Here is a 24539-nt window from a genome sequence, read left to right on the forward strand (position 1 = left end):
GACACGCGGGGTGGTCCCATCACTGGCAACCGGGTGGTCCCATGCTCGTGGCAGAAAACCACCCTCGGTGGTCCCATAAGCCTGGCCGGCGACACCCCGCGCCCCGCGAAGATCCCCCAGCGTGGTCGAGTAGCGACGGCTCTTAGTGGAGAAGTGCCCCCGGAACCCGAGCATGTGCGCCCACGGCCGCAGCCGCAGATCGACGAACTCCCGCCGCGCCCCAAGCTCCCAGCACACCCGGATCATCCGCCGGGCATGCTCGGTCACCGGTAACAGATCCAGGTGAAGCCCCGGCTTCAGCCCCGTGCCAGCGCACCGCCCGCACACCCCGCGCAGCTTCCCGGTACGACCCGACCCCTTACACGGCCCGCACGACAGCCGGTAGTCCACCGTCCCCGACGCCTCCGCGCCCTTGGTCGCGTACTTGGCGATGTAACCCGCCACCGCCGTCTCGTTCACCCCCTCCAACGTCGTGCCCAGAATGATCGGCCGGATATCGAGCTGATCACCCCACACCAGCCGCCGCACCCCCAGGGCGCTTTCCGGGGTGTCCACCTCCACCCCAGAGGCCGCCGCCGGGATCGCCGCGACCAGCAGCCGCACATCAGCCCAGTCCGGCGGAGGCTCGCCAGCCCCGTCCGGACCATCCAGCCGGATCACCGCGTGAAAGTGCACCAGGCCCCGCCGCTGGTATTCGGCAACCTTCGCGAACGACACCCGAACCCGGCTGTTGAACGCGCGTCGGCTCATGCCCGTGAGCGCCGCCAGCTCTTGACGCATGGCCAAGGTGAACCGGTGCCACAGCACCCCCGCATGCGACTGCCACAGCACCGCCCCGGCATAGTCGTAACACTCCACGCACAGCGGTTGCCCCAGCCGTTCATCACGCGGGTCGTGCGGCTCGTGGCAGCCGACCGGGCGGCCGTGCTCACACACCTTGTCGCGGGCACGTGGACGACACGCCCGCACCCGCCCGTTCTTCTCCCGCCGGGTATGCACCGGCCCGAACGACGGGGCGGTGAGCGTGGCGAACACCCGAGGATGCGCGCTCACACTGCCGGGCACGCCCTTACCCCCCGACAGGCCCGCCCGGATGAGCTGGAAGGTATCAGCCCGGTAGACCTCCGAACACGACAGGCAGACCGACGAGCGCCGGTTGCCGCAGGCGACCAGCAGATACCCCGAAGGTTCGGCCGACGTGTCGTAGGTGTGCAGCACCTCACCGGTTGCCGAATCCAGCACCATCGACTCCCCGGCCAGATGGATCGGATTCGCACACCCGCCCGTCGCGGCCACCATCGACCGCCACCGCTCAAACCCCGGATCGTTGACCACCGAAACGAGTTCGGCCATCCACTCCGGTACTCCCTGCCGTCCCTGTCGCTCCGCGTTGTCGCTGATCTGTTCTCCCTTGCTCATGACCAACCACCTCCCACCACTCGTCACCACAACCTGTAGTACATCCTGGCCGACATCGACAGTCTATGCAACCTGTAGTACAAGTAGTAGGACGGATGATGCGAGGGGAAGGTTCCCATGGAGACCGAAGACAGGACCGAAGACAAAGACGTCCGGTGGCGCGTGATCGCCGCCGAGCTACGCGCCGCCATCCTGGACGGCCGATACCCACCCGGCGGCCCGTTGCCAAGCGAACCCGAACTCACCCGGAAGCACGGGGTGTCCCGCCCCACCGTCCGCAAGGCCATCGACACCCTGGTCACCGAAGGACTGATCTACGTCATGCGCGGCCGAGGATCATTCGTCCGGCCCGCCCCCGAACGCGAGGTGATCCTGATCACCAACCAGGACCGGCCCGACCTCGCCTGCCCCGCCTACCACCCCGAGATCAGACCATTCGGCAAAGTCGGATGGGAGACCTTCCACCGCGACGCCCAACGCGACGGCGGCCCCCTGCCCTACGACGACCACAAGATCGCAGCCAACCGCGACATCGCGATCATGCTAGGCGTCCGCAACGGGCACCCCGTCATCCACCGACACGCCACATGGAGCCAGGGCTACTCACCCCGCTTCGAGATCAACAGCTACACCAACGCCGACCTCGTACCCGACTGGGACGACCAGAAGCGCTACCACCAGTACCGCAAGCGGACCAAGCTCTTCTACGAGCAGCTTCAACGCGACAAAGGCCCGCTCCGATGGGTCACCCTCACCACCGCCCGCATCGCCTACGAAGACGAACGAACCACACTCGGCATGGCCTACGCCGAAGCCATCCTGATCATCCGCCGCACCATGACCGACGACCAAGGCCACCCGCTAGAGGTCACCGAAGTCAAAGCAGCCGCCAACCGATACGAGATCGCCCACGGCGCAGAAATAGCCGACGACCCCAACGCCCTGTTCACCCCCGAGGAACTAGCGGACGAAGGCATAGCACTAGTCATATAACGGCTCAAAGTTTCTTTACTGGTTCAAGGCGGCAGCGCTCCGCGCCGCCGCACCCGGCCCTGTCGCCCTGCCGCACGCCGGGCATGCGGCCTGGGGGCCGGTCCCGGCGGCGGCAGCTCCGGGCCGCACCGCCGCACCGGCCGCCCGCCGCACCAACCGAACCCGCCGCACCCCGGAGCACTGCCACCCACGCCACCCTCATGGCGGACAGGTCAAGATCATTTAGCGTTCAGCCGCGGAACAGTCCAAGATCAACTTCCCGCCGCGCCGTCGCCGGCCGAACTCCCTCACGGTCGCCCCAAGGGGTGCCTACGGCATTCCGCCGGCCACGCCGCTCACCCCGGCAACTCACCGCAGCCCATCCACCCGCACACTGCCGAAACAATCCCCGCCCAAGTTCGTCTGTTCGGGCTATCCGGTCAGCTTCGGTGCTTCAGCCATGCATGCGCGGCACAGCTCATCCGCTCGACCCATGAAGCGGAGGCGTTGCCCGCGATCTCATCCCATACCCGCGTGTTCGCCCGAGCGAAGATGTCTATAGCTTCCTGGGGGGCACGTCTCCAAGCTGGCACGTCTGCAACGACGGATTCCGCTTCCTCTGCCGTGTGTCCTGCTGCCATGAGACGCACGATGAGGCAGGCGGGGTCGATCCAGCCCGCCCCTCTGGTTGGCCATGCCCAGTCAATGAGCAACGCTCTACCGTCCGCCATAAAGACATTCAGCGGGTTGTAGTCGGTGTGCAGCAGGCGATCTCCCTTGAAGCACTCCGACTCTCCGGGACCGTCCACATAACCACCCCATCGATCTTCGGCGACCTTTACCGGCAGGTCCGGGCAGACGATTTCCCCAAGCTCCGTCATCGTGCCCGCCAGCAACGCGACGTCTGGCGATCCGGGTTGGTAGTCGGCATGCCGACCCTCCACGACCTCGAAGCCGAGTACGTCCCACTCGCCTTCCACCCGCCACAGCAGGCGAGGCGAGAGCCCGACGACATGAGGATTGATCATCGCCTCCATGTCCTGAGCCCACCGGCGCGGGTAGTCACGATGCAGGCCCTTGACGAACACCCTCCCTGAGGGGGTGTGCAGTATCGCGGCAACCGCAGAGTTCAGCCCTTCGGACACGGTTCGCGACGACCTGACCGAGCCCGTGTGCTTCTCGACAGCGGCCCTGGTCTCCACCGGGAGATCATCCCAATGCACCCGTACGACGCCCATGGTTGTCCTCTCATGCCGAAGGGCCACCCCACCGACATGGTAGGGCGGCCCTGATGACCTCAGACTCTAGTACGGCTGATCATCACCGACCGAGCATGAGCACTTGTTGGGACCGACTAGCGAGTCTAAGTCCGTGATGAACTCGACCTCTGGTCTGTCGGCGGGCTTTCCGCCGATCTCAACGTAAACGGCTGTCATTGTTGATTCACCTCCTCTCTTTCACGATGCTGGCAGTAGTTCTGAAGGGGTGATTTGGCTTTTCGGTAAAGGGTGACCAGGGGCATGCAAGTTCCGCATGAGCCGCTTAGGGTGCAGCCGGTACACCCGCCTTGGCGTAGCAGCAGCGAGTCAGCGATGGCACCGAGCCTCGCCAACCCATCTACGCCCTCCTCTATGAGAGGGATCTGGGGATCGCGGCCGATCTTGCAGATACTCGCCATGCCGTGCGGATCGACGTGGAAAAAGGTGTGCCCGGCGTTGCAGCCCGTGAACACCTTTCGTTTGCGTAAATGATCGGCGGACTGAGAAGGGAGCGTCTCAGCTCCTCCGTAGATCGTTGGGGACATGTTGACGAAGGAGTTATGCGGGATTCCCCACTCGTCCGCCATAGCCTGCATAAGGCCCAATTCGTGCTCGTTTCGGTTCGTCACGATCAGACTGAGCCGAAGCGGTAGGCTCGCCTCACGTGCCGCCGCCAACCCTTTGATGAAGAGACGGTAAGACCCCCGGCGCCGAGTCAAGCCGTCGTAACTCTCTTCCGTCGCACCGTACATGCTCAACGTGATGTCGTGCGGCCGACAATTGGTCAGGAGTTCCAGCACTCCCGGGTTCGCCAGCCGAGACCCGTTCGACAGGATCGTCAGCATCATCCCAAGCTCGTAGGCCAGGCCGTAGACCTCAGGGAAAAGCCGGTCGATCATCGGCTCGCCGCCCGTAAGCTGAAGCCAGAGAACACCAGCATCCCGAAGGATATAGAGCAGCTTCTCCCTCTCTGGCCAAGAGAGCCCCGAAAACCTCTTGAGCCCGAGGTAACAGTGCTCGCAGTCGTAGTTGCACCCCAGGTTCAACTCATAGGTCGCACGGACGTATCCGTACGGTGATTCCGGCTTGACCAGCACGGTATCCGTTAACGGGCCTTCGCCGATGTCGGCACCCCAGAAAGTGCGGACTGCGCTGGTGAACCATGAAGGCGCGAGGGAGGCGTGGCGAAGTTCTTGGTACTTGCTCTCTGAGATCTTGATTCCCCCTTCGCTGCCAGGCTGGAGTACCACGTACTCCCCGAGATACGGACTCACGATGAGCTTGTGCGTTCCAGCCATTTCGCCTCTCCTTTGACTCGCCCTCTGTTCTGCTTGTCAGCCGATAGTAACCCCACCATCTCAATATGACGAGACTTCAAAGCGAAAGCACGAAACCGACTTGAGGGATTACTACCGAATTAAGCGCAGCAAAAAAGCCTCTCACAGTGCCAAGATACGCCGTCAGAGACGGGTGACCGGCAGGGGCTAATACGCTGCCCCTGCCGCAGACTCCGCGAGTCGACTACCCCCGAGCGGTCAGCCCCTTTCCTTCCTCCCGTTCTTCCGTAGCGACATGAACAGGCCGCCGAGGATGAGACTCCCGGCCCCAGACCCGGCGATGAGCGGAAGGGAATAGAACTCCCATACGCCCATGACAGCGGCAACCGTCAGAACGCCCGCAGCGTAGGAAGGGAAGTATCTGCGTACCAATGAAGTGCCTTTCTTGTTGTAGGGATCTATCTGTCCGGAGGACGAACAACCTGGCAATGGGGCCGAACGTGCTCGTCATCCAGGCTTTGCAGCCAGGCCAGCCGGGTCGAGGGACGTTCGGGCAGCAGCAGGCCACGCAGGAACACGCTCAGGTCCCATGTCGAGACCCGCACCCAACGGCCGCGATGCTCCGAGGCGAAGTCCCGGCACAACCCCCGAGCGACCTCATATGCCGAAAGCCCGGACACCGCATCCAGGGCCTCAACGCCCCACGCCTCAACCACGCTGGCGCGCGACTCCAGTTGGTAGGCGATCAGGCGAACCCGGATCACCGGCACGGGCGTTGCCGAAAGATTGAAGGGTCCGCGAGTAGTCATGATCTGGCCAGTTCGAACCACACGGTCTGCCCGGCATGGTCCGCCGCCCATCCCCAAGCCGAGGACAGCGCGCCCACCAGCCACAGCCCACGGCCACACTCGCTCAGCGCGTCCACCTTCACGGGAATCTGCGGAACGCCGTCCACCGGACCCTGATCGATCACATCGACATGCAGAACCCGACGAGTCGCGCTCACGTACAGCCTCACCACGCCATCCGGCCGATACCCCGACATCGAGTGCTGAATGGTGTTCGCCACCAGTTCACTCACCAGCAGTTCAGCCGTCTCCACCTCCACCCCGTCGATGTCGCGAAGGACTTGCCGCACGTGCGCCCGAGCCTTCGCCGCCGACTCCGGCTCGCCCAGGAGGTCTAGGTTGCTGAGAAGTCCCAGGGTCTTCACTTCGCCGCCTCCTCGATACGGTCGGCCGCGTCGTTGGCTAGCGCCCGCACCTGGCTGGCCTTGCTCCGCCCCCAGGTGAACAGCCACGTTCCGTCGTGTAGCAGCGCCCGAATCCGGAGCGGCTCAGCGGCCCGAGGAACCATCAGACTCGGCTCCTCAGCACGCGGAAGATTCACAGCCGTACCCAGACCTCGTTGCCGCAGATCCCACGCCAGCCGGACCAGGTGAAGGTACTGCTCCTCCTGCACTGCCTTAGGATTCCGAGCGCTCATGAGATCACCTCCCTTTCCGGAACGTCGCAGACGTCCGGATTTCGCCCTGTCATATTGGCTCCAACAGCCGGGCAATCTGTCGTTTTGCCGTAATCGCCTGACCGGGGAAAGGGCCTTGGGAATCCAGAGTGCCAATAGTTAAGCTGGAGTTGTAGGCAGGAGCCATCGACAAACAACAGACGGAAACCCCCCACAGCCGTAGCGGCTTGTCATCGATCTGTAAGTGCAGTCATCACGTCACGACGAACACATGGGGTGAGCGCATGGCCAACGATCTCGATCCGCGCCTAACACCAGGTCAACGCTTCGGCCGTGAACTAGCGCGGGTCCGCAAGGAAGCAGGTCTCTCGCAAGTACGGCTTGGAGCACACCTAGGAGTCTCGTCATCGCTCGTGGGACACATCGAAGTGGGCAGCCGGACCCCAAAGACCGACTTCGCGGCGCGGTGCGACGAGGTATTCAGCACTGGCGACCTCTTCGCCCGCCTCTGCCGGAACATCACCTCGCCAGCCGGTCCCCGCTGGTTCCTCAGATGGTCCGACGAGATCGAACCACGCGCACGGGTACTTAGAAGCTGGGATCCGCTTCTGGTCCCCGGACTACTACAGACCGAGAGTTACGCACATGCCGTCTTCCGAGGAGGGCTAGCGACTTCACAACAGGAGGTAGAACGACAGGTCAGCGCCCGCATGGCACGCCAAGCGATCCTTGAAAGAGACAACCCTCCCGGCTTATGGGTGCTCTTGGACGAGTGGGTGCTTCGCCGCCCCATCGGAAGTCAGACGGTCATGCACGAGCAGCTAGACCACCTCGCCACCGTGGCCGGCCGTCACAACGTGAAGATCCAGCTCGTGCCGCACGACACTCCATGTACCGCTGGCCTGATGTCGGGATTCGCTCTTGCCGAACTACCGGACGCCCCAACCGCTGTCTCCGTAGAGTCGGCCGGAGCAGGCGAGGTATCAGCCGAACATGATCTGGTGGCCGTCGTTTGGGACAGGTATGACAGGATACGAGCTGAGGCGTACCGTCCTGGTCAGTCGCTAGAGATGATCAAGGAAGCAAGAGACCAATGGAAGAACGAGACCTGAGCAACATCGATCTCTCCGTTGCCGCGTGGAAGAAGAGTTCCCGCAGCGGCGACAGTGGCGGAAACTGCGTGGAGGTCGCTAGCAATCTTCCCGGAGCTGTCGCTGTCCGTGACAGCAAGGACCCGACCGGGCCGGTTCTCGTCTTCGCTCCGGGGGAATGGTCCGCTTTTCTCGGCAGCGTGAAGGCGGGACGGTTCGCCTGACGAGCAGGCAGTCAACTCCCGCGTTAGAACCATGTGCGCCCGGTCGCTTCGGCGGTCGGGCGTTACCTCTACTGCTTAAACGCCTCCGGCGGGGGAGTCCGGCTCCGGGGCGGCGACGCAGTTGCCGAAAGGCCGTAACGGGTTGCTGTGGAAGCCCGTCCGTCCCTCCTGCCGTCACCCCGGGCAAAGCCAAGCAGACCAGGGGGCAGGGGCACAGGTCGGTCAGACAGTAGGGTGCTCCACCTGTACCCCTGCCCCCTGGCCCGCTTCCCTGACGGGCGGGATGACGGCATACGGGACGGCCAGGCGGACGAGTTGCGCTAAGTGGATAACCCGGCTCATCTCATTGCAAGAGTGTCACAATCCTTCGTCCGGCTTGCCCGCCCCGTTCGGGCCGAGGAGGGCGACGGTGCGCCCTGGCTCCATCGTGAGGCTCAGGCCGTTCACGGCGCGCACCTCACCGTAACTCTTGCTCACGTCGGCAAGCGCTATGGCGTTCATGTCCCCAACGGTAGGGAAAGCCGCGCAAGACCCTCAGTGCCGCGAATCCGCCGTTGACGATGACATTTGTCATCCACCCCCGGCCCTGGGCCCTTGGCGGCCCCTTGGGCCCCGCAGGACCCACGGCACCGGGTACTCCGCCGGAATCTGCCGGTATGGACTTCAACCCTCGACAATACTCCTCGTAATGCTAGAGTCACGCTTCGTTATGGAAATCATCAGCAGACCGCCGCGTCACGTGGCTTGTGTGATGGATGGGAACGGACGCTGGGCCGCGCAGCGATCGCTCCCGCGCACCGCGGGCCACGAGGCCGCGGAGGCCGCGGTGATCGACGTCATCGAGGCGGCACACTCGGCCGGCATCAAGTGGCTGAGCCTGTACGCCTTCTCGACCGAGAACTGGCGGAGGCCGCCAGGCGAGGTCGACACCTTGATGAGGCTCGTGCGCCGGACCATCCGCAAGCACGCGCCGGCTTTGCACGCACGAGGTGTCCGGTGCAGGTTCCTGGGCGTGGCCGATCCGCGGATCCCTCCACCGCTGGCTCAGGACATAGCCGATCTCATGACGCTCACCAGTGACAACAGGCGGATGACGCTGACGATCGCCTTCGACCACGGGGGACGTCGCGACATCGTGGAGGCCGCCCGTTCGCTGATCCGCGCCGCCGTACCCGCCGAGCAGGTCAGCGAGTCCACTTTCGCCAGGCATCTCCCCTTCTCCGACACGCCGGATGTCGACCTCGTCATCCGTACCTCCGGAGAGCAACGGATCTCCAACTTCATGCTCTGGCAGGTGGCCTACGCCGAATGGGTCTTCCCGCAGGTGCTGTGGCCCGACTTTCGCGCGACCCACCTGTGGGAATGCCTCGACGCCTACCGGCGGCGCCAGCGCCGATTCGGCGATGTCAGCCAGTCGGCCACCACCACGGAAGAGGAACTTCGATGAACCAGACCACCGCACAGGAGACCGTCGACGTCTTCGGGCCCGACTCGATGCTGCGCCGCCTCGTCAACGAGGCCCGCTGGGGCCTGGCGGTCACCCGCGCCACGGTTCTGGAGGCCGCGCACCCGCAGATCGGCACGGCGTTGATCAACAACTCGACGTTCGTGACGCATCCGTGGCGGCGCCTGCGCAACACCTTGGCGAGCACACAGCGGATGATCGACCCGGACCGGCACGTTCGCAGCCGGGAGGCGGCTCGCCTCAACCGCCTGCACGCCCGCATCTCGGGCACCGACCCGCAAGACCGCCACTACGACGCGATGGACGCCGAAGCCCGCGCCTGGGTGATCGCGACTCTGTTCGAGTCTGCTGTGACGATGTATCGGCTGAGCGGTGAGTCGCTGGCCGCGCCCGCGGTGGAACGGCTCTACACCGAGTTCCGGACGCTACTCGCCCTGCTCGAAGGGGGCGACAGCGACCAGCTCCCGGCGACGGCGCAGGAGTTCTGGCCCTACTACGACGACATGGTGAACCATCACCTGGAGAACACCGAAGCGGTACGCGTCATCCTCTACCGGCTCTTCGCCGACGTGCCGGCGCCGCCCCTGCTGCGCGGCCATCCCGCGGTGTGGGCCGCGGGCCGGGCCGTGGCAGGCCCCGTGGCCGCCGCGATCACCATCGCCTCGCTGCCGGAATCCTTCTGCCGGCGTGTCGCCCTGCCTGACCTCCCAGGGGCGCGGGCGCTCATGCACGGGGCCTACTTGACCACCGGACTCGCCACCCGCCTGCTTCCCAACGGCTGGATGAACGTCGGCTCTTTCATGAGCCTGCTGGATCCCGACCGCACCGGTGGTTCCGGACCGTGGGAGAACATACGCCGCAAGGCCGGCCAGGCCGCGGCCATGCTGAGGCTCATCACCCCGGCTCCCGACGAGGTCGATCAGGTGACACGCTCGGCTGACCGGTTCTTCGCCGAGGTCCTTGACCAGACCGGCGACGGCCACATCGCCTGGCCCGACCTGGCCGCCATGGCGAGAGAGATCGCCACTCGCCTCGACCTGGACGAACAGGACGAGGATCGGCTTTACAAGGCCTACGCCGGCTGGTGGCGGGAGTTGCAGACCAATCTCGACACCGACGGCGACGGGCGCGTCACACGGCAGGAATACGCCGCCTCAGCCGCCTCTCTACCCAGCTCCGGACTGGTCAAGATCGCCGACGTGCTGTTCGATGTCACCGACGTGGACGACGACGAGACGATCGACGCCCGGGAGTATCAGACGTTGTTCCGCACCGCCTTCCACCGCGACCTGACCGGTGGGGGCGACAGCTATTCGCGGAGCGCTTTCGTCAGGCAGTTCCTGTTCTTCATGTCCGGGCAGCGGCACTCGGTCGCCTACGACTCCCTCCTGTCGTAGGTTCGGCCAGGGCCGCGCTGTCAGCGCGGAGGGTCAGATGCGGCAGGCGAAGATGGCGGTCGCGAGGACCGCCTTGGCGCCGATCTCCCAGAGCTGGTCCATGACCTGCTGGTGGCCCTTGCGGGGGACCATGGCGCGGACGGCGACCCAGCCCTCGCGGTGCAGCGGGGAGACCGTGGGTCCCTCCATGCCCGGCGTGAGCGCGATGGCCTCGTCGATGCGCTCGGCGCGGATGTCGTAGTCGATCATGACGTAGTCGCGGGCGACCAGCACGCCCTGCAACCGCCGGACCAGCTGCTGGACCCCGTTGGTCTCCACGGCCCCCACCTGCTTGATCAGAGCGGCCTGGGAGTGGGCGATCGGTTCGCCGAAGACCTCGAGGCCGACGTTGCGCAGGGTGGTGCCGGTCTCCACGACGTCGGCCACCGCGTCGGCGACGCCGAGGCGGATCGCGGTCTCCACCGCGCCGTCGAGCTTGATCACCCTGGCCTCCACGCCCATCTCGGCGAGGTACTTGCCGAGCAGGCCCGCGTAGGAGGTGGCGATGCGCATGCCCTCAAGGTCCTTGACCGTGGAGAACCTGCCGGCGCCCGCGGCGAAGCGGAAGGTGGAGACGCCGAACCCCAGCGGCATGATCTCCTCGGCGGGGGCGCCGGAGTCGAGGAGCATGTCGAGCCCGGTGATGCCGACGTCCAGCGTGCCCTCACCGACGTAGACGGCGATGTCGCGGGGACGCAGGAAGAACAGCTCGCAGGAGTTGTCGGGGTCGACGACCACGAGCTCCTTGGAGTCCCTGCGCGGGCGGTAGCCCGCTTCCTTGAGTATGGTCTGGGCGGCCTCTGTGAGGGCCCCCTTGTTGGGTACGGCGAGGCGGAGCATGGCTTGGAGGAATCCTTCGGATCGGAGAGGACGAGGTCGATCGCGCAGGCCGGTGGGACCGGCCTACAGATGCTTGTAGACCTCGTCGAGCCCGATGCCCCGGGCGATCATGAGAACCTGCACGTGGTAGAGGAGCTGGGAGATCTCCTCCGCCGCCCGGTCGGTGGACTCGTGCTCGGCCGCCATCCAGCTCTCGGCGGCCTCCTCCACGACCTTCTTGCCGATGGCATGGACGCCGGCGTCCAGGGCCGCGACGGTGCCCGACCCCGCGGGGCGGGTGCGCGCCTTGTCCGAAAGCTCGGCGAACAGCTCTTCGAAGGTCTTCATGATCTCTCTCACGTCGGTGTGCCTGCCCCGTCAAGAGTAGTCGTCCACGGGTGGAAGACGTGCTAACCGCCCACTTCGCCTGATCAGGCCGGGGCACTCCGGCGTGGCTCCGTGCCGCGACGCAGGACCCTTGGGGCCACCCGGTACGTCCGCGGCGCGCCGGCCGATCTGGAAGGTGGTGCGGGGGTTTTGCGATACCGGCCCTGTCAGGAGATGCGACGGGATCCGGGAGACCGTTGAACGCGTTGCTTAAACGGTTCAGCGCATCATATGCGACCAGGTGGGCATCGGGCGCCACGGGCCGTTCACGGAACCTGCCGCCTCTCGTTGACGCAGCGCAGCACCGGGTAGGAGGTCAGCGCGACGGGGTCCAGCTCCCCCGGAGCCCGTACGAGGAACGTGGCGGCCGAACCCGGAAGCAGGGTGACCAGCATGTCGTCCACCTCGGCGGCCGGGTCGAGCCGGTCGGGGAACAGCGCCAGCTCCCGCACCAGCGTCCGCGCGGTCACGGTCACCCGCACGCCGCCGGGCACGGGCTCGGTCTCCACGTCGTACTCGGCCTCGGGGAAGGCCATCTCGGGATCCTCGGCGAAGAACCGCAGGGCACCGTGCTCGCCGAGCTTCGCCGTCAGCACCTCCTCGGCGGGGTCGGCGGCCGTCGTGAGCGCGCCGGGCAGCGGTACGGGCAGCGTGCCGCGCGCGGGGACGGTCATCGGGAACGTCCGTTCGGCCAGCGGCTTCCCGGTCAGGTCGCGCCGGGTCACCGTCAGCTCGCCCGTCCAGTCCTCGGGACCGTCGTTGACCACGACCACCGTTGCGTCCTGGATGGTCAGCAGCCGGTCGGCGTAGACGCGGCGCAGCGCGTACCACAGGGGTTTGCGGCGGGCGTCGCCGTCGACCGCCGCCCACGAGATCACCGGCCAGCAGTCGTTGAGCTGCCAGACGATCGTGCCCATGCAGTACGGCGCGAGCGAGCGGAAGCGCTCGATGCCGAAAGCCATGGCGCGGGCCTGGTTGAGCTGCGTCAGGTAGTGCCAGTCGTCGAACGTGGCGGGCGCGGGAAGGTGGTCGCCGAGGCCGCGCAGCAGCTTGGCGTTGCCGTCGGCGGCCTTCTGGTGGTGCAGCACGCCGGGAGAGCCGGGGGTCAGCGGCTCGTCCCCGAGCGCGCGGCGCAGCGTGGCGTAGGCGGGCGGCCCCTGGAAACCGAACTCCGCGACGAACCGCGGACGGTAGGCCCCGTAGCGGAGGTAGTCCTCACGGTTCCACACGTCCCAGATGTGGACGGTGCCGCGGGCGGGGTCGTTGGGCGGCAGGCCGGGCTCGCCGGAGTACGGGCTGCCGGCCCAGTAGGGCCGCGTCGGGTCCAGCTCGGCGACCACCCGGGGCAGCAGGTCGTAGTAGAACCCGGCGCCCCACGTCCGCCCGTCGAGCTTGTCGCGCCAGCCCCAGTCGGAGAATCCCTCGATGTTCTCGTTGTTGCCGTTCCACAGCACCAGGCTCGGATGGGGCGCCAGGCGCACGATCGCGTCACGCGCCTCCGCCTCGACCTCCGAGGCGAACGGCTCCTCCTCGGGGTAGGCCGCGCAGGCGAAGGGGAAGTCCTGCCAGACCAGCAGCCCGAGCCGGTCGCACAGGTCGTAGAAGCCGGTGCTCTCGTAAAGGCCGCCGCCCCAGATCCGCAGCAGGTTCAGGTTCGCCTCGCACGCCTGCCCGAGCCGCTGGGCGAGGCGCTCGGGGGTGATCCGCGAGGGGAAGCAGTCGTCGGGGATCCAGTTGGCGCCCCTGACGAACACCGGCGCGTCGTTGACGACGATCGTGAAGGCGTCGTCCTCGCGGTCGAGCCGGACCGACCGGAACCCGATGTCCCTGGTCCACTCGTCCAGGATCGCGCCGCCGCCCGGCGCCCCGCCGCCGCCCGGCGCCCCGCCGTCGGCCGGGGCCGCGCCGTCGGCCTCGCTCAGGCGCACGGCCAGCGCGTACAGCGGCTGCCCGCCGTACCCGCGGGGCCACCACAGGTCCGGCTCGGGCACGGTCAGCTCCAGTACGGCCTCACGCTCCCCCGGCGCGAGCCGTACCTCGGCGTCCGCGCCCGCGACGGACGCGGTCACGACCACGGGGACCTCGGAGGAGCGCTCCACCGTGACGTGCACCTCCACGCGGCCCTCGCGCCCGTCGAGCGTCACCAGCGGGCGGACGGCGGACAGGCGGGCGCCGCTCCAGGCGTGCAGGCCGATGGGCCGCCAGATGCCCGAGGTGACCAGGGTGGGCCCCCAGTCCCAGCCGAAGTTGCAGGCCATCTTGCGGATGAACTGGTAGGGCTCGTCGTAGGCGCCGGGCAGGTCGCCGAGCTCCTCCTTCCGCCGCGCGGCGTAGGCGTACGGCGAGCCGAACCGCACCTGGAGCGTGTTCTCGCCCTCGCGCAGCAGGTCGCGCACGGGAAAGCGGTAGAACCGGTGCATGTTCGCCGTGGCCGCCACCTCGGCGCCGTTGAGGATCACGGTCGCCACGGTGTCCAGGCCGTCGCAGACCAGGTCGGCCCGGTCCGCCTCACCGCCGGCTCCGGCGCCCTCGCTCGCGTGCCAGGTGAAGGACGTCTCGTACGCCCAGGTGGTGCGGCCGATCCAGGTGAGCCGGCTCTCGTTGTCGTCCAGGTAGGGATCGTCGATGAGACCGGCCGCGAGCAGGTCGGTGTGCACGCAGCCGGGGACGGTGGCCGGGATGCCGGCGATGTCCACCTCGTCCGATACGGCGGTCAGGGTCCAGCCGTCGTGCAGCGGACGGTACATGCTCACGTGTTCCTCCTTTGAGGTCAGCCCTTGAGGGCGGACGGAGCGAGGCGCTGAACCGGATAAGTAACGTGAAACTACGGCCGGTATGTCAAGGGTGTCAACGGCGCGTTGACGTCGTGTCCGATCCTTGACTCACCGTCCTGCGTCGGTTCAGCTCCGCGCATCGCCCATTCCCGGCGGCGGGGCGGCCTTGAGGAATTACCCCGGCGCGGCGGCATAGTAAGGTACGGACAGTCGCGCTTGGTCTAGACCGGTTCAGCGAGGGGGCCCTGTGAAGCGACCGACGATCGCTGACATCGCCAGGCAGGCGGGCGTCTCCAAAGGCGCGGTCTCGTACGCCCTGAACGGCCAGCCCGGGGTTTCGGCGTCCACGCGGGCCCGCATCCTGGCCATCGCCGACGAGATCGGCTGGCGGCCCAACAGCGCCGCCCGGGCGCTCAACGGCGCCAGGGCCAACACCGTGGGGCTCGCCCTGTGCCGCCCCGCCCGCTTCCTCGGCGTCGAGCCGTTCTTCATGGAGCTGATCAGCGGCATCGAGGGCGAGCTGTCCGCCCGGTCGTACGCCCTGATGCTCCAGGTGGTCACCGACCACGACGAGGAGATGGCGGTCTACCGCCGCTGGTGGGGCGAGGGCCGCATCGACGGCGCCATCCTGGTCGACCTGCACTTCGCGGACCCGCGCGTGAGCGAGATGGAGGCGCTCGGCATGCCGGTGGTGGTGCTCGGCCACCCCTCGGAGTCGGGGTCGCTGGTTCCCGTCTGGTCGGACGACGGCGCGGCCGTCCGCGAGACCGTCGAGTACCTCGCGGCGCTCGGCCACCGCCGCATCGCCCGGGTGGCCGGCCTGCCGAAGCTCGTGCACACCGTGCTCCGCGACCAGGCCTTCGGCGCGGCCTGCGCGGAGCTCGGCCTGCCGGAGGCCGTCACCGTGCACACCGACTACACCGGCGAGGAGGGGGCCCGCGCGACCAGGCGGCTGCTCAGCTCGGCCTCCCGGCCCACCGCCGTGGTGTACGACAACGACATCATGGCGGTGGCGGGGCTGTCGGTCGCCCAGGAGATGCGCCTCGACGTGCCCGGCGACCTGTCGATCGTCGCCTGGGACGACTCGCCGCTGTCGCAGGTGGTCCGGCCGCCGCTGACCGCGCTGACCCGCGACATCCCGGCGTACGGGGGGCACGCCGCCCAGCGGCTGCTGTCGCTGATCGAGGGCGGCCCGGTGGCCGGGTTCGAGGACCGGGCGGCCCGCCTGACCCCTCGCGGCAGCACCGCTCCCCCACCCGCCTAGATCATCGTCTGTCCTGACATACGGCCACACGGTCGCATGACGAAGGCCCAGGCCGGCGCCATGCCGTCCTGGGCCTTCTTCATCGATCAGCCGGTCTCACCGGCCACGTCCCCGCCTCGGGAAGGCCGGGGAACGCGGAGCGGTTCCCCGGGAAGATCAGCGGCCGTAGCCGCGACCGCCGGAGCGGTCGGACGAGCCCGTGCCCGAGCGACCGCCGCGGAAGCCCGAGCCGCGCGTGCCGGGCGAGCCGCGGAACTCGCCGCGGTTCTCCGGACGACGCTCGGGACGGCCGTCGCCGCGGGTCTCGCCGCCGCGCGTCCCCGAGCGGTAGCCCTCCGCCGGACGCTGGCCCTGCAGGCCGCCGTCACGGCGCTCGCCGTCCTCGCGGGGACGGTCGTGGAACCGGCGCGGGCGGCGGTCGCCGCCGCCGTGGCCGCCGCCCTCGCGGCGGGGACGCTTGGCGGCCGGGGCTGCGGGCTCCCACACGGGGATCTCCACGCCGCTCGGCTGCTGGGCGCCCGCCACCTCGGCCAGGCGCGGGTGGCCCGGCGTGGCCTTGAGGCGGAACGGCTCGACGCCGGCCCTGCGGGTCATCGACTCGGTGGAGCGGCGCTCGTTCGGCAGCACGAGCGTCAGGACCGTGCCGCGCTCACCGGCGCGGGCCGTACGGCCGCCACGGTGCAGGTAGCTCTTGTGGTCCATGGGCGGGTCCACGTGCAGGACCAGGCTGACGTCATCCACGTGGATACCGCGGGCGGCGACGTCGGTGCAGACCAGCACGCCGATGGTGCCCTCGCGGAACTCCGCCAGGATGCGGGTGCGCTGGTTCTGGCGCTTGCCGCCGTGCAGGCCTCCGGCGCGGACGCCGACCCGGGCGAGCTGCTTGACCAGCCGGTCAACCCCGTGCTGGGTGCGCACGAACATGATCGTGCGGCCCTCGCGGTTGGCGATCTCGGCGGTGATGGCGAACTTGTCGTCGCGGGTCACCTGGAGCACATGGTGCTCCATCGTGACGACCGACGAGGTGGCGGGCTCCAGCGAGTGCGTCACCGGGTCCTTGAGGAAGCGGCGGACGAGCTTGTCGACGTCGCCGTCCAGGGTCGCGGAGAACAGCAGGCGCTGGCTGTCCGCGGGGGTCTGCTCCAGCAGCGCGCTGACCACGGGGAAGAAGCCGAGGTCGCACATGTGGTCGGCCTCGTCGATCACGGTCACCCGGACGTCCTCCAGCGAGCACTCGCCCTGCTGGATGAGGTCGGTGAGCCGCCCGGGGGTGGCGACGACGATCTCGACGCCGCGTCGCAGGGCCTCGATCTGCCTGCCCATGGACATGCCGCCCACGACGGTCTTCAGGCGCAGGGCGAGGCCGCGGCCGAGGGGCTCAAGAGCGTCGGTCACCTGCATGGCGAGCTCGCGGGTGGGGACCAGGACGACGGCGAGCGGGCGGCGCGGGGCCGCCTTGGTGCCGGCGACGAGCGCCATGGTCGGCAGGCCGAACGCCAGGGTCTTGCCCGAGCCGGTCTGGCCCCGGCCGAGCACGTGGCGGCCCGACAGGATGTCGGGGATGGTGGCCCGCTGGATGGGGAAGGGGCTGGCGATGCCCTGGCGGGCGAGGCCGGTCACCAGGGGCTTGGGAAGGCCGAGAAGGGTGAACTCCGACGGGCCGGCGGGGGTCTCACCCGTCGTCACCCCGGAGGAGCCGGCGGGAGCCGCGGTCACGGAGCCGGTCTTTCCGGACACCGCCTGGTCCGGCAGCGCGGTCGGCGCCGCCTCATCGTGCCCGGCGCCGGTCAGGGCGTTGGCGGGCATGGCGGCGTTAATGCTGGTCACGATTTGTCGTGCCTTTCGATCGAAGAGACATGGCACGTCACTTCTGCGAAAGGACGAGCCGGGGCGTACGGCATGCGCCGTACTCGAACACATGGGCGTCCGGGGGGACGCCGAGTGGTGCGTTTCATCGCGACACGCGAGCACCACTCATCATGGGCGACAAGGAGTCTAACCCAACCTGGTCGGGCCGCGATCAAGCAGGTGCGGCCACCGTCTGGCGGTCAAGCGCCGGACGCGGCCGTACCACAGTCGAGCAGGGGCCGGGAGAGACGCCCGTTGAACGTCACACGCAGAACCCGGCGGGCGGAACCTCGTCCCGGTGATGACCGGGACATTCGATGATCAGACGTTGAAGCCGAGCATGCGAAGCTGCTCGCGCCCCTCGTCAGTGATCTTGTCAGGCCCCCACGGGGGAAGCCAGACCCAATTGATCTTAACGTCGGAGACCATGCCCTCCAGAGCGGAGTGCGCCTGCTCCTCGATGACATCGGTCAGCGGGCAGGCCGCGCTGGTCAGCGTCATGTCGAGGGTCGCGACCGGCGCCGCGCCAGAATCTCCGGCGTCAAGGTTCACACCATACACCAAGCCGAGGTCAACCACGTTGATTCCCAGCTCGGGGTCCACGACGTCCTTGAGGGCTTCGAGGACCTCTTCCAGCGTCGTATCACCGTCGAACCCGGTGGGGGTCTCCACAGGCTTGCTCACGCCGCCTCCTTGCCTCTCGCCACTCCGGCCGCCCACCGGCCGCCGTCCACATCGACACGCTCGCTCACGCTGAGCTCCTCACCACCGCGTCCTTGTAGGCCATCCAGGCCAGCAGGGCGCACTTGACCCTGGCTGGATACTTGGCCACTCCGGCGAACGCGACCGCGTCCCCCAGCACGTCCTCGTCGGCCTCCACCTGGCCCCGGCCCTGCATGAGCCGGGTGAACTCGTCGACGACCGCGAGCGAGTCCTCGACGGTCGAGCCCGTGGTCAGCTCGTGAAGCACCGACGCGGCGGCCTGGCTGATCGAACAGCCTTGACCATCGTAGGAGACGTCCTCGACCTTACCGCCATCGCCCAGCTTCACCCGCATCGTGACCTCGTCGCCGCACGTGGGGTTCACGTGGTGGACCTCGGCGTCGTACGGCTCACGCAGGCCGCGGCCCTGCGGGTGCTTGTAGTGCTCCAGGATCAGCTCCTGGTACAGCGACTCGGCGATCATGTCTTAACCGAACACCTTCTGGACGTGGTGGAGGCCCCGGACCAGCGCGTCGATCTCGTCCGTGGTGTTGTACAAGTAGAAAGACGCCCGCGTGGTCGCCGGTATTCCGAAGCGCAGGTGCAGCGGGCGGGCGCAGTGGTGCCCCACCCGCACGGCGACGCCGAACTGGTCGTCGAGGATCTGCCCCACATCATGCGGGTGTATGCCGGGGATCGTGAACGAAATCGTCCCACCGCGCTCCTCTGCCGTCGTGGGGCCGATGACGCGCAGTCCCGGGAACTCCCCCAGCGCCGACAGGCCGTACACCGTGAGCTCGTGCTCGTGGCGCCGGATCTCCTCCATGCCGACGCCCGAGAGGTAGTCGACGGCGGCGCCGAGCCCTATCGCCTCGACGATCGGCGGCGTGCCCGCCTCGAACTTGTGCGGCACGGGCGCGAACGTCGAGTGGTCCATCCAGACCGCCTCGATCATCTCTCCCCCGCCGAGGAACGGCGGCATCGCGTCGAGCAGCTCGTGCCGGCCCCACAGGACGCCGATGCCCGACGGGCCGACCATCTTGTGCCCGGTGAACGCCACGAAGTCGGCCCCGAGCGCCGCGACGTCGATCGCGCGGTGGGGCACGGACTGGGAGGCGTCCAGCATCATCAGCGCGCCCACCTCGCGGACCCGCGCGAGGACGTCGGCGACCGGGTTGACCGTGCCGAGGACGTTCGACTGGTGGACGATCGACACGATCTTCGTGCGCTCGTTGACCAGGTCGTTCATCCCGGACAGGTCGAGACGGCCCTCGTCGGTGACGGGGAACCAGCGCAGCGTCGCCCCCGTGCGCTGGGCCAGGAGCTGCCACGGCACGATGTTGGAGTGGTGCTCCATCTCGGAGATGACGATCTCGTCGCCGGGACCCAGCGTGAACCGCTCGTCGGTGTTGGTGGGGTTGCCGAAGGAGTACGCCACCAGGTTGAGCGCCTCGGAGGCGTTCTTGGTGAAGACGACCTCGTCGCGGGCCGGCGCGCCGATGAAGGCGGCGACCTTGTCGCGCGCGCCCTCGTAGGCCTCGGTCGACTCGCTGCCCAGCACGTGCAGGGCTCTGCCGACGTTGCTGTAGTGCTGCTCCAGGTGGTCACGCATGGTGTTGATGACCTGCGCGGGCTTCTGCGAGGAGTTGCCCGAGTCAAGATAGACCAGCGGCCTTCCGCCGGGCAGCTCGCGGGAGAGGATCGGGAAGTCCTTCCTGATCCTCTCCACATCGAACATGCTGTCGGTCATGCATTCGCCTTCGTGTAGCGCTCGTAGCCCTCGGCCTCAAGCTTGTCGGCGAGCTCGGGGCCGCCCTCCTCGACGATGCGACCGGCCGCGAAGACGTGGACGAAGTCCGGCTTCACGTAGCGCAGGATGCGGGTGTAGTGCGTGATCAGCAGCACGCCGGTGTCACCTGCCGCGCCGAAGCGGTTGACGCCCTCGGAGACGACGCGCAGGGCGTCGACGTCGAGACCGGAGTCGGTCTCGTCGAGGATGGCGATCTTCGGCTTGAGCAGCTCCAGCTGAAGGATCTCGTGGCGCTTCTTCTCGCCGCCGGAGAATCCCTCGTTGAGGTTGCGCTGGGCGAAGGCGCCGTCGATGGACAGGGCGTCCATGCCGGCCTTCAGCTCCTTGGTGAAGACGCGCAGCTTCGGCGCCTCACCGCGCACGGCCGTGACGGCGCTGCGCAGGAAGTTGGACACCGAGACGCCGGGGACCTCGACGGGGTACTGCATGGCGAGGAACAGGCCCGCGCGGGCGCGCTCGTCGACGGTCATGGACAGGACGTCCTCGCCGTCGAGGGTCACCGCGCCGGAGGTGATGGTGTACTTCGGGTGACCGGCGATCGCGTAGGCGAGCGTCGACTTGCCGGAGCCGTTCGGGCCCATGAGGGCGTGGGTCTCCCCCGCGCGGACGGTCAGATTGACTCCGCGCAGGATCTCCTTGTCCTCCACGGCGACATGCAGGTCACGAATTTCCAGGGTGGACACTTAAGACTCCCCATTTTCGTCATTGTCAGCGCTGTCGAGCGAGACGAGCACGTCGTCGCCTTCGAGCTTCACTCGGTAGACCGGGACCGGCCGCGTCGCGGGCGGGCCGGTGGGCTTGCCGGAGCGGATGTCGAAGCACGAGCCGTGCAGCCAGCACTCCAGCGTGTCGTCGTACACCTCGCCCTCGCTCAACCTCACCTCGGCGTGCGAGCACACGTCGTGCAGGGCGAACACCTCGCCGTCCTTGCGGACCAGCGCGACGGGCTTGCCCTGCGCCTCGACCCCGACGACGCCGCCGTCGGGGATGTCGGAGAGGGAGCAGACCTTCATGAACGTCATCGCGCGAGCTCCGCCTCCACGGCGGCGAGCACGCGGTCGCGGATCTCCTCGACCTCGATCTTCTCGATCAACTGGGCGAAGTACCCGCTGATCACCAGGCGGCGCGCCTCCTCGTACGGGATGCCCCGCGCCTGGAGGTAGAAGAGGTGCTCGTCGTCCATGCGGCCCGACGCCGAGGCGTGCCCCGCGCCCGCGACCTCTCCGGTGAGGATCTCAAGGTTCGGCACCGAGTCGGCGCGGGCGCCGTCGGTGAGGATGAGGTTGCGGTTGAGCTCGTAGGTGTCGGTGCCGGTGGCCTCGACACGGATGATCACATCGCCGATCCACACGGCGTGCGCCTCGTCGCCCTGGAGGGCGCCGCGGTAGTCGACGTTGCTCCGGCAGTCGGGCACGCTGTGGTCGACCAGCAGGCGGTGCTCAAGATGCTGGCCGGCGTCCACGAAGTACAGGCCGTTCAGCTCGGCGTCGCCGCCGCGCCCGGTGTAGGAGACCGAGGGCGACAGGCGGACGAGGTCGCCGCCCATGGTGACGACGAAGCTCCTGAACGTCGCGTCCCTGCCCAGGTGGGCGTGGTGCTGCGAGACGTGCACCGCGTCGGGCGCCCAGTCCTGCAGGCTGACGATCTTGAGCGTGGCGCCGTCGCCGACGACGAACTCGACGTTGTCGGCGTAGACCGCGCTGCCCTGGTGGTCGAGTACGATCACGGCCTCGGCGAGCGGCTCGACGACGACCACGATGTGGCCGTAGGAGGCGCCGCCGCCCTCGCCGCGAAGGCTGATCACGGTCTCCTTGGAGGTCACGGCCTCCTTCGGCACCGTGATCACGGTCGCCTTCTCGAACGAGGTGAACGCCTGGACGCTGACCCGGTCGGTGGGCGCGTACGCCTTGCCGATGCGGGCGTCGTCACGCCCGACGGTCTCGACCGAGACCTCCGGCGCGGCCTCGACGTGGACCACGACGTTGCCGGTGACCGGCGCGGTGCCGTCGTGCAGGCCGCGCAGGCGGGACAGCGGGGTGAACCGCCACATCTCCTCGCGGCCCGTCGGGACGGGAAAGTCCTTGAGGTCGTAGGAGGAGGCGCCGTGCAAGGTGGAGAGAGGCTTGGAGTCGAGGCCCATGGTCAGCCCACCGCCCCTTCCATCTGCAGCTCGATCAGGCGGTTGAGCTCAAGGGCGTACTCCATCGGCAGCTCGCGCGCGATCGGCTCCACGAAGCCGCGCACGATCATCGCCATGGCCTCGTCCTCGTTGAGCCCGCGGCTCATGAGGTAGAACAGCTGGTCGTCGGAGACCTTCGAGACCGTGGCCTCGTGCCCCATGGAGACGTCGTCCTCGCGGACGTCGACGTAGGGGTAGGTGTCCGAGCGGCTGATCTGGTCGATGAGCAGCGCGTCGCACTTGACGGTGGACGCCGAGCCCGCGGCGCCCTCCTCGATCTGCACGAGACCGCGGTAGGAGGTGCGGCCGCCGCCACGCGCGACGGACTTGGAGATGATCGTCGAGGAGGTCTTGGGCGCGAGGTGCACCATCTTGGCGCCCGCGTCCTGGTGCTGGCCCTCGCCGGCGAACGCGACGCTCAGCGTCTCGCCCTTGGCGTGCTCGCCCATGAGGTAGACGGCGGGGTACTTCATCGTGACCTTGGAGCCGATGTTGCCGTCGATCCACTCCATGGTCGCGCCCTCGTACGCCACGGCGCGCTTGGTGACCAGGTTGTAGACGTTGTTCGACCAGTTCTGGATGGTCGTGTAACGGCAGCGGGCGTTCTTCTTCACGATGATCTCCACGACCGCGCTGTGGAGCGAGTCGGAGGAGTAGATCGGCGCCGTGCAGCCCTCGACGTAGTGGACGTAGGAGCCCTCGTCGACGATGATCAGCGTGCGCTCGAACTGGCCCATGTTCTCGGTGTTGATCCGGAAGTAGGCCTGGAGCGGGATCTCGACCTGCACGTTCGGCGGGACGTAGATGAACGAGCCACCCGACCACACCGCGCTGTTGAGCGAGGCGAACTTGTTGTCGCCCACCGGGATGACCGAGCCGAAGTACTCCTTGAAGAGCTCGGGGTGCTCCTTGAGACCGGTGTCGGTGTCAAGGAAGATCACGCCCTTCTCCTCAAGGTCCTCACGGATCTTGTGGTAGACGACCTCGGACTCGTACTGCGCGGCGACGCCCGCGATCAGGCGCTGCTTCTCGGCCTCGGGGATTCCGAGCCTGTCATAGGTGTTCTTGATGTCCGCCGGGAGCTCGTCCCAGGTGGCCGCCTGCTTCTCGGTGGAGCGCACGAAGTACTTGATCTTGTCGAAGTCGATGCCGGAGAGGTCGGATCCCCAGCTCGGCATGGGCTTCTTGCCGAAGAGCCGAAGGCCCTTCAGGCGAAGGTCGAGCATCCACTCGGGCTCGTTCTTCAGAGCCGAGATGTTGCGCACGACGTCCTCGGACAGGCCTCGGCGCGCCGTGGCGCCCGCCACGTCGGAGTCGGCCCAGCCGAACTTGTAATTCCCGAGGCCTTCAAGCTCCGGGCGGTCGGTGACAGTCACCTTCCGGTCTCCTTGCTCTCAATCGCTTTTCGCGAAGTGCTTATGGTCACGCCGGAGCCGTCTGACGTGTCTACGGTCGCGCTCCGCCGGGGGTTCACCGGTGCGTTCCTCTGAGCCGCGAGGGCGCGCGGGCTCACATGGGTCGTGCACACCCCGTCGCCGTGGGCGATCGTCGCCAGGCGCTGGACGGGCGTGCCGAGCAGTTGCCCGAATGCCTCGGTCTCGGCCTCGCACAGCTGCGGGAACTCCGCCGCCACATGCGCGACCGGGCAATGATGCTGGCAGAGCTGCTCGCCGCCGGACTTGGCCTGGGTGGCCGAGGCGGCGTAGCCGTCGGCCGTCAGGGCCTCGGCCAGCATGCGCACCCGCTGGTCGGCGGGCACCTCGCGCATCACCGGCTCAAGACGCCTGACCAGGCCGCTCACCTGCGATCGGGCGAACTCGGCCACGGCCTCCTCGCCCACGCGCTCCGCCAGGAAGCGCAACGCGCTGCCCGCGAGGCCGTCGTAGGCGTGCTCGAAGGCGCTGCGCCCGGCGTCGGTGATCACGAACAGCTTGGCGGGACGCCCGCGCCCCCTCTGCCCGCGAGGCCGCGCCGTGCGAGGCTCTATCATGCCTTCGGCGAGCAGAGCGTCGAGATGACGACGCACAGCCGCCGGTGTGAGCCCGAGCCGCTCGCCCAGCGCGGCGGCGTTGATCGGGCCGTGCTCCAGGATCAGCCGAGCGACGCGTGCGCGCGTGCCGCGCTCCGCGCCTTTTTCGGCGTGCGTCAT

Annotated in this window: 25 protein-coding genes; 6 read left to right on the forward strand and 19 right to left on the reverse strand. The window is 67.8% G+C overall.

The window, feature by feature from the left end; translation table 11 throughout:
* On the reverse strand, positions 1–1419 hold a 1419-nt coding region (locus ACGFIV_RS32630), incomplete at its 3' end, for a replication initiator (RefSeq protein ID WP_392838783.1).
* Between the two features lie 117 nt (positions 1420–1536).
* Between ACGFIV_RS32630 and ACGFIV_RS32635 the strand changes: the two genes are divergently transcribed.
* Complete coding sequence (locus ACGFIV_RS32635) at positions 1537–2412, forward strand: GntR family transcriptional regulator (RefSeq protein WP_392838785.1); 876 nt, start codon at positions 1537–1539, stop codon at positions 2410–2412.
* A gap of 419 nt (positions 2413–2831) precedes the next feature.
* Here the strand turns inward: ACGFIV_RS32635 and ACGFIV_RS32640 are convergent, their stop codons facing one another.
* The 5 genes from ACGFIV_RS32640 to ACGFIV_RS32660 form a co-directional block, all read right to left on the reverse strand.
* Positions 2832–3593 carry a hypothetical protein gene (locus ACGFIV_RS32640; RefSeq protein WP_392838787.1) on the reverse strand — a complete coding sequence of 254 codons (762 nt, stop codon included), beginning with the start codon at positions 3591–3593 and terminating at the stop codon, positions 2832–2834.
* A 230-nt stretch (positions 3594–3823) separates the two neighbouring features.
* The gene (locus ACGFIV_RS32645; protein WP_392838789.1) at positions 3824–4948 is read right to left on the reverse strand and encodes a radical SAM protein; all 1125 of its coding nucleotides are present in this window, start codon (positions 4946–4948) and stop codon (positions 3824–3826) included.
* 437 nt (positions 4949–5385) lie between these two features.
* Positions 5386–5736, reverse strand: coding sequence for a hypothetical protein (locus tag ACGFIV_RS32650; RefSeq protein ID WP_392838791.1), 351 nt, complete (start codon positions 5734–5736; stop codon positions 5386–5388).
* A complete protein-coding gene (locus ACGFIV_RS32655) occupies positions 5733–6140 on the reverse strand; it encodes an ATP-binding protein (RefSeq protein ID WP_392838793.1) in 408 nt (135 codons plus the stop codon). Before ACGFIV_RS32655 ends, ACGFIV_RS32650 begins: the two co-directional genes overlap by 4 nt.
* Positions 6137–6283: a hypothetical protein gene (locus tag ACGFIV_RS32660; protein ID WP_392838795.1), complete on the reverse strand. Its 147-nt coding sequence runs from the start codon at positions 6281–6283 to the stop codon at positions 6137–6139. The genes ACGFIV_RS32655 and ACGFIV_RS32660 overlap by 4 nt, the downstream gene beginning before the upstream one ends.
* Positions 6284–6675: 392 nt before the next feature.
* Between ACGFIV_RS32660 and ACGFIV_RS32665 the strand changes: the two genes are divergently transcribed.
* Both ACGFIV_RS32665 and ACGFIV_RS32670 read left to right on the forward strand, forming a co-directional pair.
* Positions 6676–7503, forward strand: a complete 828-nt coding sequence (locus ACGFIV_RS32665; RefSeq protein ID WP_392838797.1) for a Scr1 family TA system antitoxin-like transcriptional regulator — start codon at positions 6676–6678, stop codon at positions 7501–7503.
* Positions 7485–7706, forward strand: a complete 222-nt coding sequence (locus ACGFIV_RS32670; protein ID WP_392838799.1) for a DUF397 domain-containing protein — start codon at positions 7485–7487, stop codon at positions 7704–7706. Before ACGFIV_RS32665 ends, ACGFIV_RS32670 begins: the two co-directional genes overlap by 19 nt.
* Positions 7707–8063: 357 nt before the next feature.
* Here ACGFIV_RS32670 and ACGFIV_RS32675 read toward each other — a convergent pair whose 3' ends face one another.
* Positions 8064–8207, reverse strand: coding sequence for an ATP-binding cassette domain-containing protein (locus tag ACGFIV_RS32675; protein ID WP_392838801.1), 144 nt, complete (start codon positions 8205–8207; stop codon positions 8064–8066).
* A 208-nt stretch (positions 8208–8415) separates the two neighbouring features.
* Here ACGFIV_RS32675 and uppS point away from each other — a divergent pair, with 208 nt between their 5' ends.
* Together uppS and ACGFIV_RS32685 are read left to right on the forward strand one after the other, a co-directional pair.
* Positions 8416–9153 (forward strand): polyprenyl diphosphate synthase, encoded by a 738-nt coding sequence (uppS, locus tag ACGFIV_RS32680; RefSeq protein WP_358552425.1) that lies wholly within the window; start codon positions 8416–8418, stop codon positions 9151–9153.
* Complete coding sequence (locus tag ACGFIV_RS32685; RefSeq protein WP_392838804.1) at positions 9150–10568, forward strand: oxygenase MpaB family protein; 1419 nt, start codon at positions 9150–9152, stop codon at positions 10566–10568. The genes uppS and ACGFIV_RS32685 overlap by 4 nt, the downstream gene beginning before the upstream one ends.
* Before the next feature lie 33 nt (positions 10569–10601).
* Here the strand turns inward: ACGFIV_RS32685 and hisG are convergent, their stop codons facing one another.
* The 3 genes from hisG to ACGFIV_RS32700 form a co-directional block, all read right to left on the reverse strand.
* Positions 10602–11447, reverse strand: a complete 846-nt coding sequence (hisG, locus tag ACGFIV_RS32690) for an ATP phosphoribosyltransferase (protein WP_358552429.1) — start codon at positions 11445–11447, stop codon at positions 10602–10604.
* Between the two features lie 63 nt (positions 11448–11510).
* Positions 11511–11774, reverse strand: coding sequence for a phosphoribosyl-ATP diphosphatase (locus ACGFIV_RS32695; protein WP_248961442.1), 264 nt, complete (start codon positions 11772–11774; stop codon positions 11511–11513).
* 305 nt (positions 11775–12079) lie between these two features.
* Positions 12080–14566, reverse strand: coding sequence for a glycoside hydrolase family 2 protein (locus tag ACGFIV_RS32700; protein WP_392838807.1), 2487 nt, complete (start codon positions 14564–14566; stop codon positions 12080–12082).
* 268 nt (positions 14567–14834) lie between these two features.
* Between ACGFIV_RS32700 and ACGFIV_RS32705 the strand changes: the two genes are divergently transcribed.
* Entirely contained in the window at positions 14835–15851 is a 1017-nt protein-coding gene (locus tag ACGFIV_RS32705; protein ID WP_392838809.1) for a LacI family DNA-binding transcriptional regulator, read from the forward strand.
* Between the two features lie 156 nt (positions 15852–16007).
* Here ACGFIV_RS32705 and ACGFIV_RS32710 read toward each other — a convergent pair whose 3' ends face one another.
* The 9 genes from ACGFIV_RS32710 to ACGFIV_RS32750 form a co-directional block, all read right to left on the reverse strand.
* The gene (locus ACGFIV_RS32710; protein ID WP_392838811.1) at positions 16008–17678 is read right to left on the reverse strand and encodes a DEAD/DEAH box helicase; all 1671 of its coding nucleotides are present in this window, start codon (positions 17676–17678) and stop codon (positions 16008–16010) included.
* Positions 17679–18020: 342 nt separating this feature from the next.
* Entirely contained in the window at positions 18021–18383 is a 363-nt protein-coding gene (locus ACGFIV_RS32715; RefSeq protein ID WP_358552435.1) for a metal-sulfur cluster assembly factor, read from the reverse strand.
* Between the two features lie 64 nt (positions 18384–18447).
* Positions 18448–18885 (reverse strand): Fe-S cluster assembly sulfur transfer protein SufU, encoded by a 438-nt coding sequence (gene sufU, locus ACGFIV_RS32720; protein ID WP_358552437.1) that lies wholly within the window; start codon positions 18883–18885, stop codon positions 18448–18450.
* Positions 18886–18888: 3 nt separating this feature from the next.
* Entirely contained in the window at positions 18889–20151 is a 1263-nt protein-coding gene (locus ACGFIV_RS32725) for a cysteine desulfurase (protein ID WP_358552439.1), read from the reverse strand.
* Positions 20148–20894 carry a Fe-S cluster assembly ATPase SufC gene (gene sufC, locus ACGFIV_RS32730; RefSeq protein ID WP_358552441.1) on the reverse strand — a complete coding sequence of 249 codons (747 nt, stop codon included), beginning with the start codon at positions 20892–20894 and terminating at the stop codon, positions 20148–20150. Before sufC ends, ACGFIV_RS32725 begins: the two co-directional genes overlap by 4 nt.
* Positions 20895–21233 carry a non-heme iron oxygenase ferredoxin subunit gene (locus ACGFIV_RS32735; protein ID WP_392838815.1) on the reverse strand — a complete coding sequence of 113 codons (339 nt, stop codon included), beginning with the start codon at positions 21231–21233 and terminating at the stop codon, positions 20895–20897.
* Positions 21230–22351 (reverse strand): Fe-S cluster assembly protein SufD, encoded by a 1122-nt coding sequence (gene sufD / locus ACGFIV_RS32740; protein ID WP_358552445.1) that lies wholly within the window; start codon positions 22349–22351, stop codon positions 21230–21232. Before sufD ends, ACGFIV_RS32735 begins: the two co-directional genes overlap by 4 nt.
* A gap of 2 nt (positions 22352–22353) precedes the next feature.
* Positions 22354–23766 (reverse strand): Fe-S cluster assembly protein SufB, encoded by a 1413-nt coding sequence (gene sufB / locus ACGFIV_RS32745; RefSeq protein WP_358552446.1) that lies wholly within the window; start codon positions 23764–23766, stop codon positions 22354–22356.
* On the reverse strand, positions 23763–24539 hold the full coding sequence (locus ACGFIV_RS32750; RefSeq protein ID WP_358552448.1) for a winged helix-turn-helix transcriptional regulator: 777 nt from the start codon (positions 24537–24539) through the stop codon (positions 23763–23765). Before ACGFIV_RS32750 ends, sufB begins: the two co-directional genes overlap by 4 nt.

Origin of the sequence: Sphaerisporangium sp. NPDC049003, assembly GCF_043197795.1 — a bacterium.
Taxonomy (GTDB): domain Bacteria; phylum Actinomycetota; class Actinomycetes; order Streptosporangiales; family Streptosporangiaceae; genus Sphaerisporangium.

Excerpts from the sequence above, each read along its gene's own strand:
- ACGFIV_RS32685 (WP_392838804.1), top strand. The coding sequence starts at position 9,150 with ATGAACCAGACCACCGCACAGGAGACCGTCGACGTCTTCGGGCCCGAC.
- sufU (WP_358552437.1), bottom strand. The coding sequence starts at position 18,885 with ATGATCGCCGAGTCGCTGTACCAGGAGCTGATCCTGGAGCACTACAAG.
- ACGFIV_RS32695 (WP_248961442.1), bottom strand. The coding sequence starts at position 11,774 with ATGAAGACCTTCGAAGAGCTGTTCGCCGAGCTTTCGGACAAGGCGCGC.
- hisG (WP_358552429.1), bottom strand. The coding sequence starts at position 11,447 with ATGCTCCGCCTCGCCGTACCCAACAAGGGGGCCCTCACAGAGGCCGCC.
- ACGFIV_RS32750 (WP_358552448.1), bottom strand. The coding sequence starts at position 24,539 with ATGACGCACGCCGAAAAAGGCGCGGAGCGCGGCACGCGCGCACGCGTC.
- ACGFIV_RS32665 (WP_392838797.1), top strand. The coding sequence starts at position 6,676 with ATGGCCAACGATCTCGATCCGCGCCTAACACCAGGTCAACGCTTCGGC.
- ACGFIV_RS32725 (WP_358552439.1), bottom strand. The coding sequence starts at position 20,151 with ATGACCGACAGCATGTTCGATGTGGAGAGGATCAGGAAGGACTTCCCG.
- ACGFIV_RS32675 (WP_392838801.1), bottom strand. The coding sequence starts at position 8,207 with ATGAACGCCATAGCGCTTGCCGACGTGAGCAAGAGTTACGGTGAGGTG.
- sufD (WP_358552445.1), bottom strand. The coding sequence starts at position 22,351 with ATGGGCCTCGACTCCAAGCCTCTCTCCACCTTGCACGGCGCCTCCTCC.
- ACGFIV_RS32660 (WP_392838795.1), bottom strand. The coding sequence starts at position 6,283 with ATGGTTCCTCGGGCCGCTGAGCCGCTCCGGATTCGGGCGCTGCTACAC.
- ACGFIV_RS32735 (WP_392838815.1), bottom strand. The coding sequence starts at position 21,233 with ATGACGTTCATGAAGGTCTGCTCCCTCTCCGACATCCCCGACGGCGGC.
- ACGFIV_RS32645 (WP_392838789.1), bottom strand. The coding sequence starts at position 4,948 with ATGGCTGGAACGCACAAGCTCATCGTGAGTCCGTATCTCGGGGAGTAC.
- ACGFIV_RS32670 (WP_392838799.1), top strand. The coding sequence starts at position 7,485 with ATGGAAGAACGAGACCTGAGCAACATCGATCTCTCCGTTGCCGCGTGG.
- uppS (WP_358552425.1), top strand. The coding sequence starts at position 8,416 with ATGGAAATCATCAGCAGACCGCCGCGTCACGTGGCTTGTGTGATGGAT.
- ACGFIV_RS32650 (WP_392838791.1), bottom strand. The coding sequence starts at position 5,736 with ATGACTACTCGCGGACCCTTCAATCTTTCGGCAACGCCCGTGCCGGTG.
- ACGFIV_RS32635 (WP_392838785.1), top strand. The coding sequence starts at position 1,537 with ATGGAGACCGAAGACAGGACCGAAGACAAAGACGTCCGGTGGCGCGTG.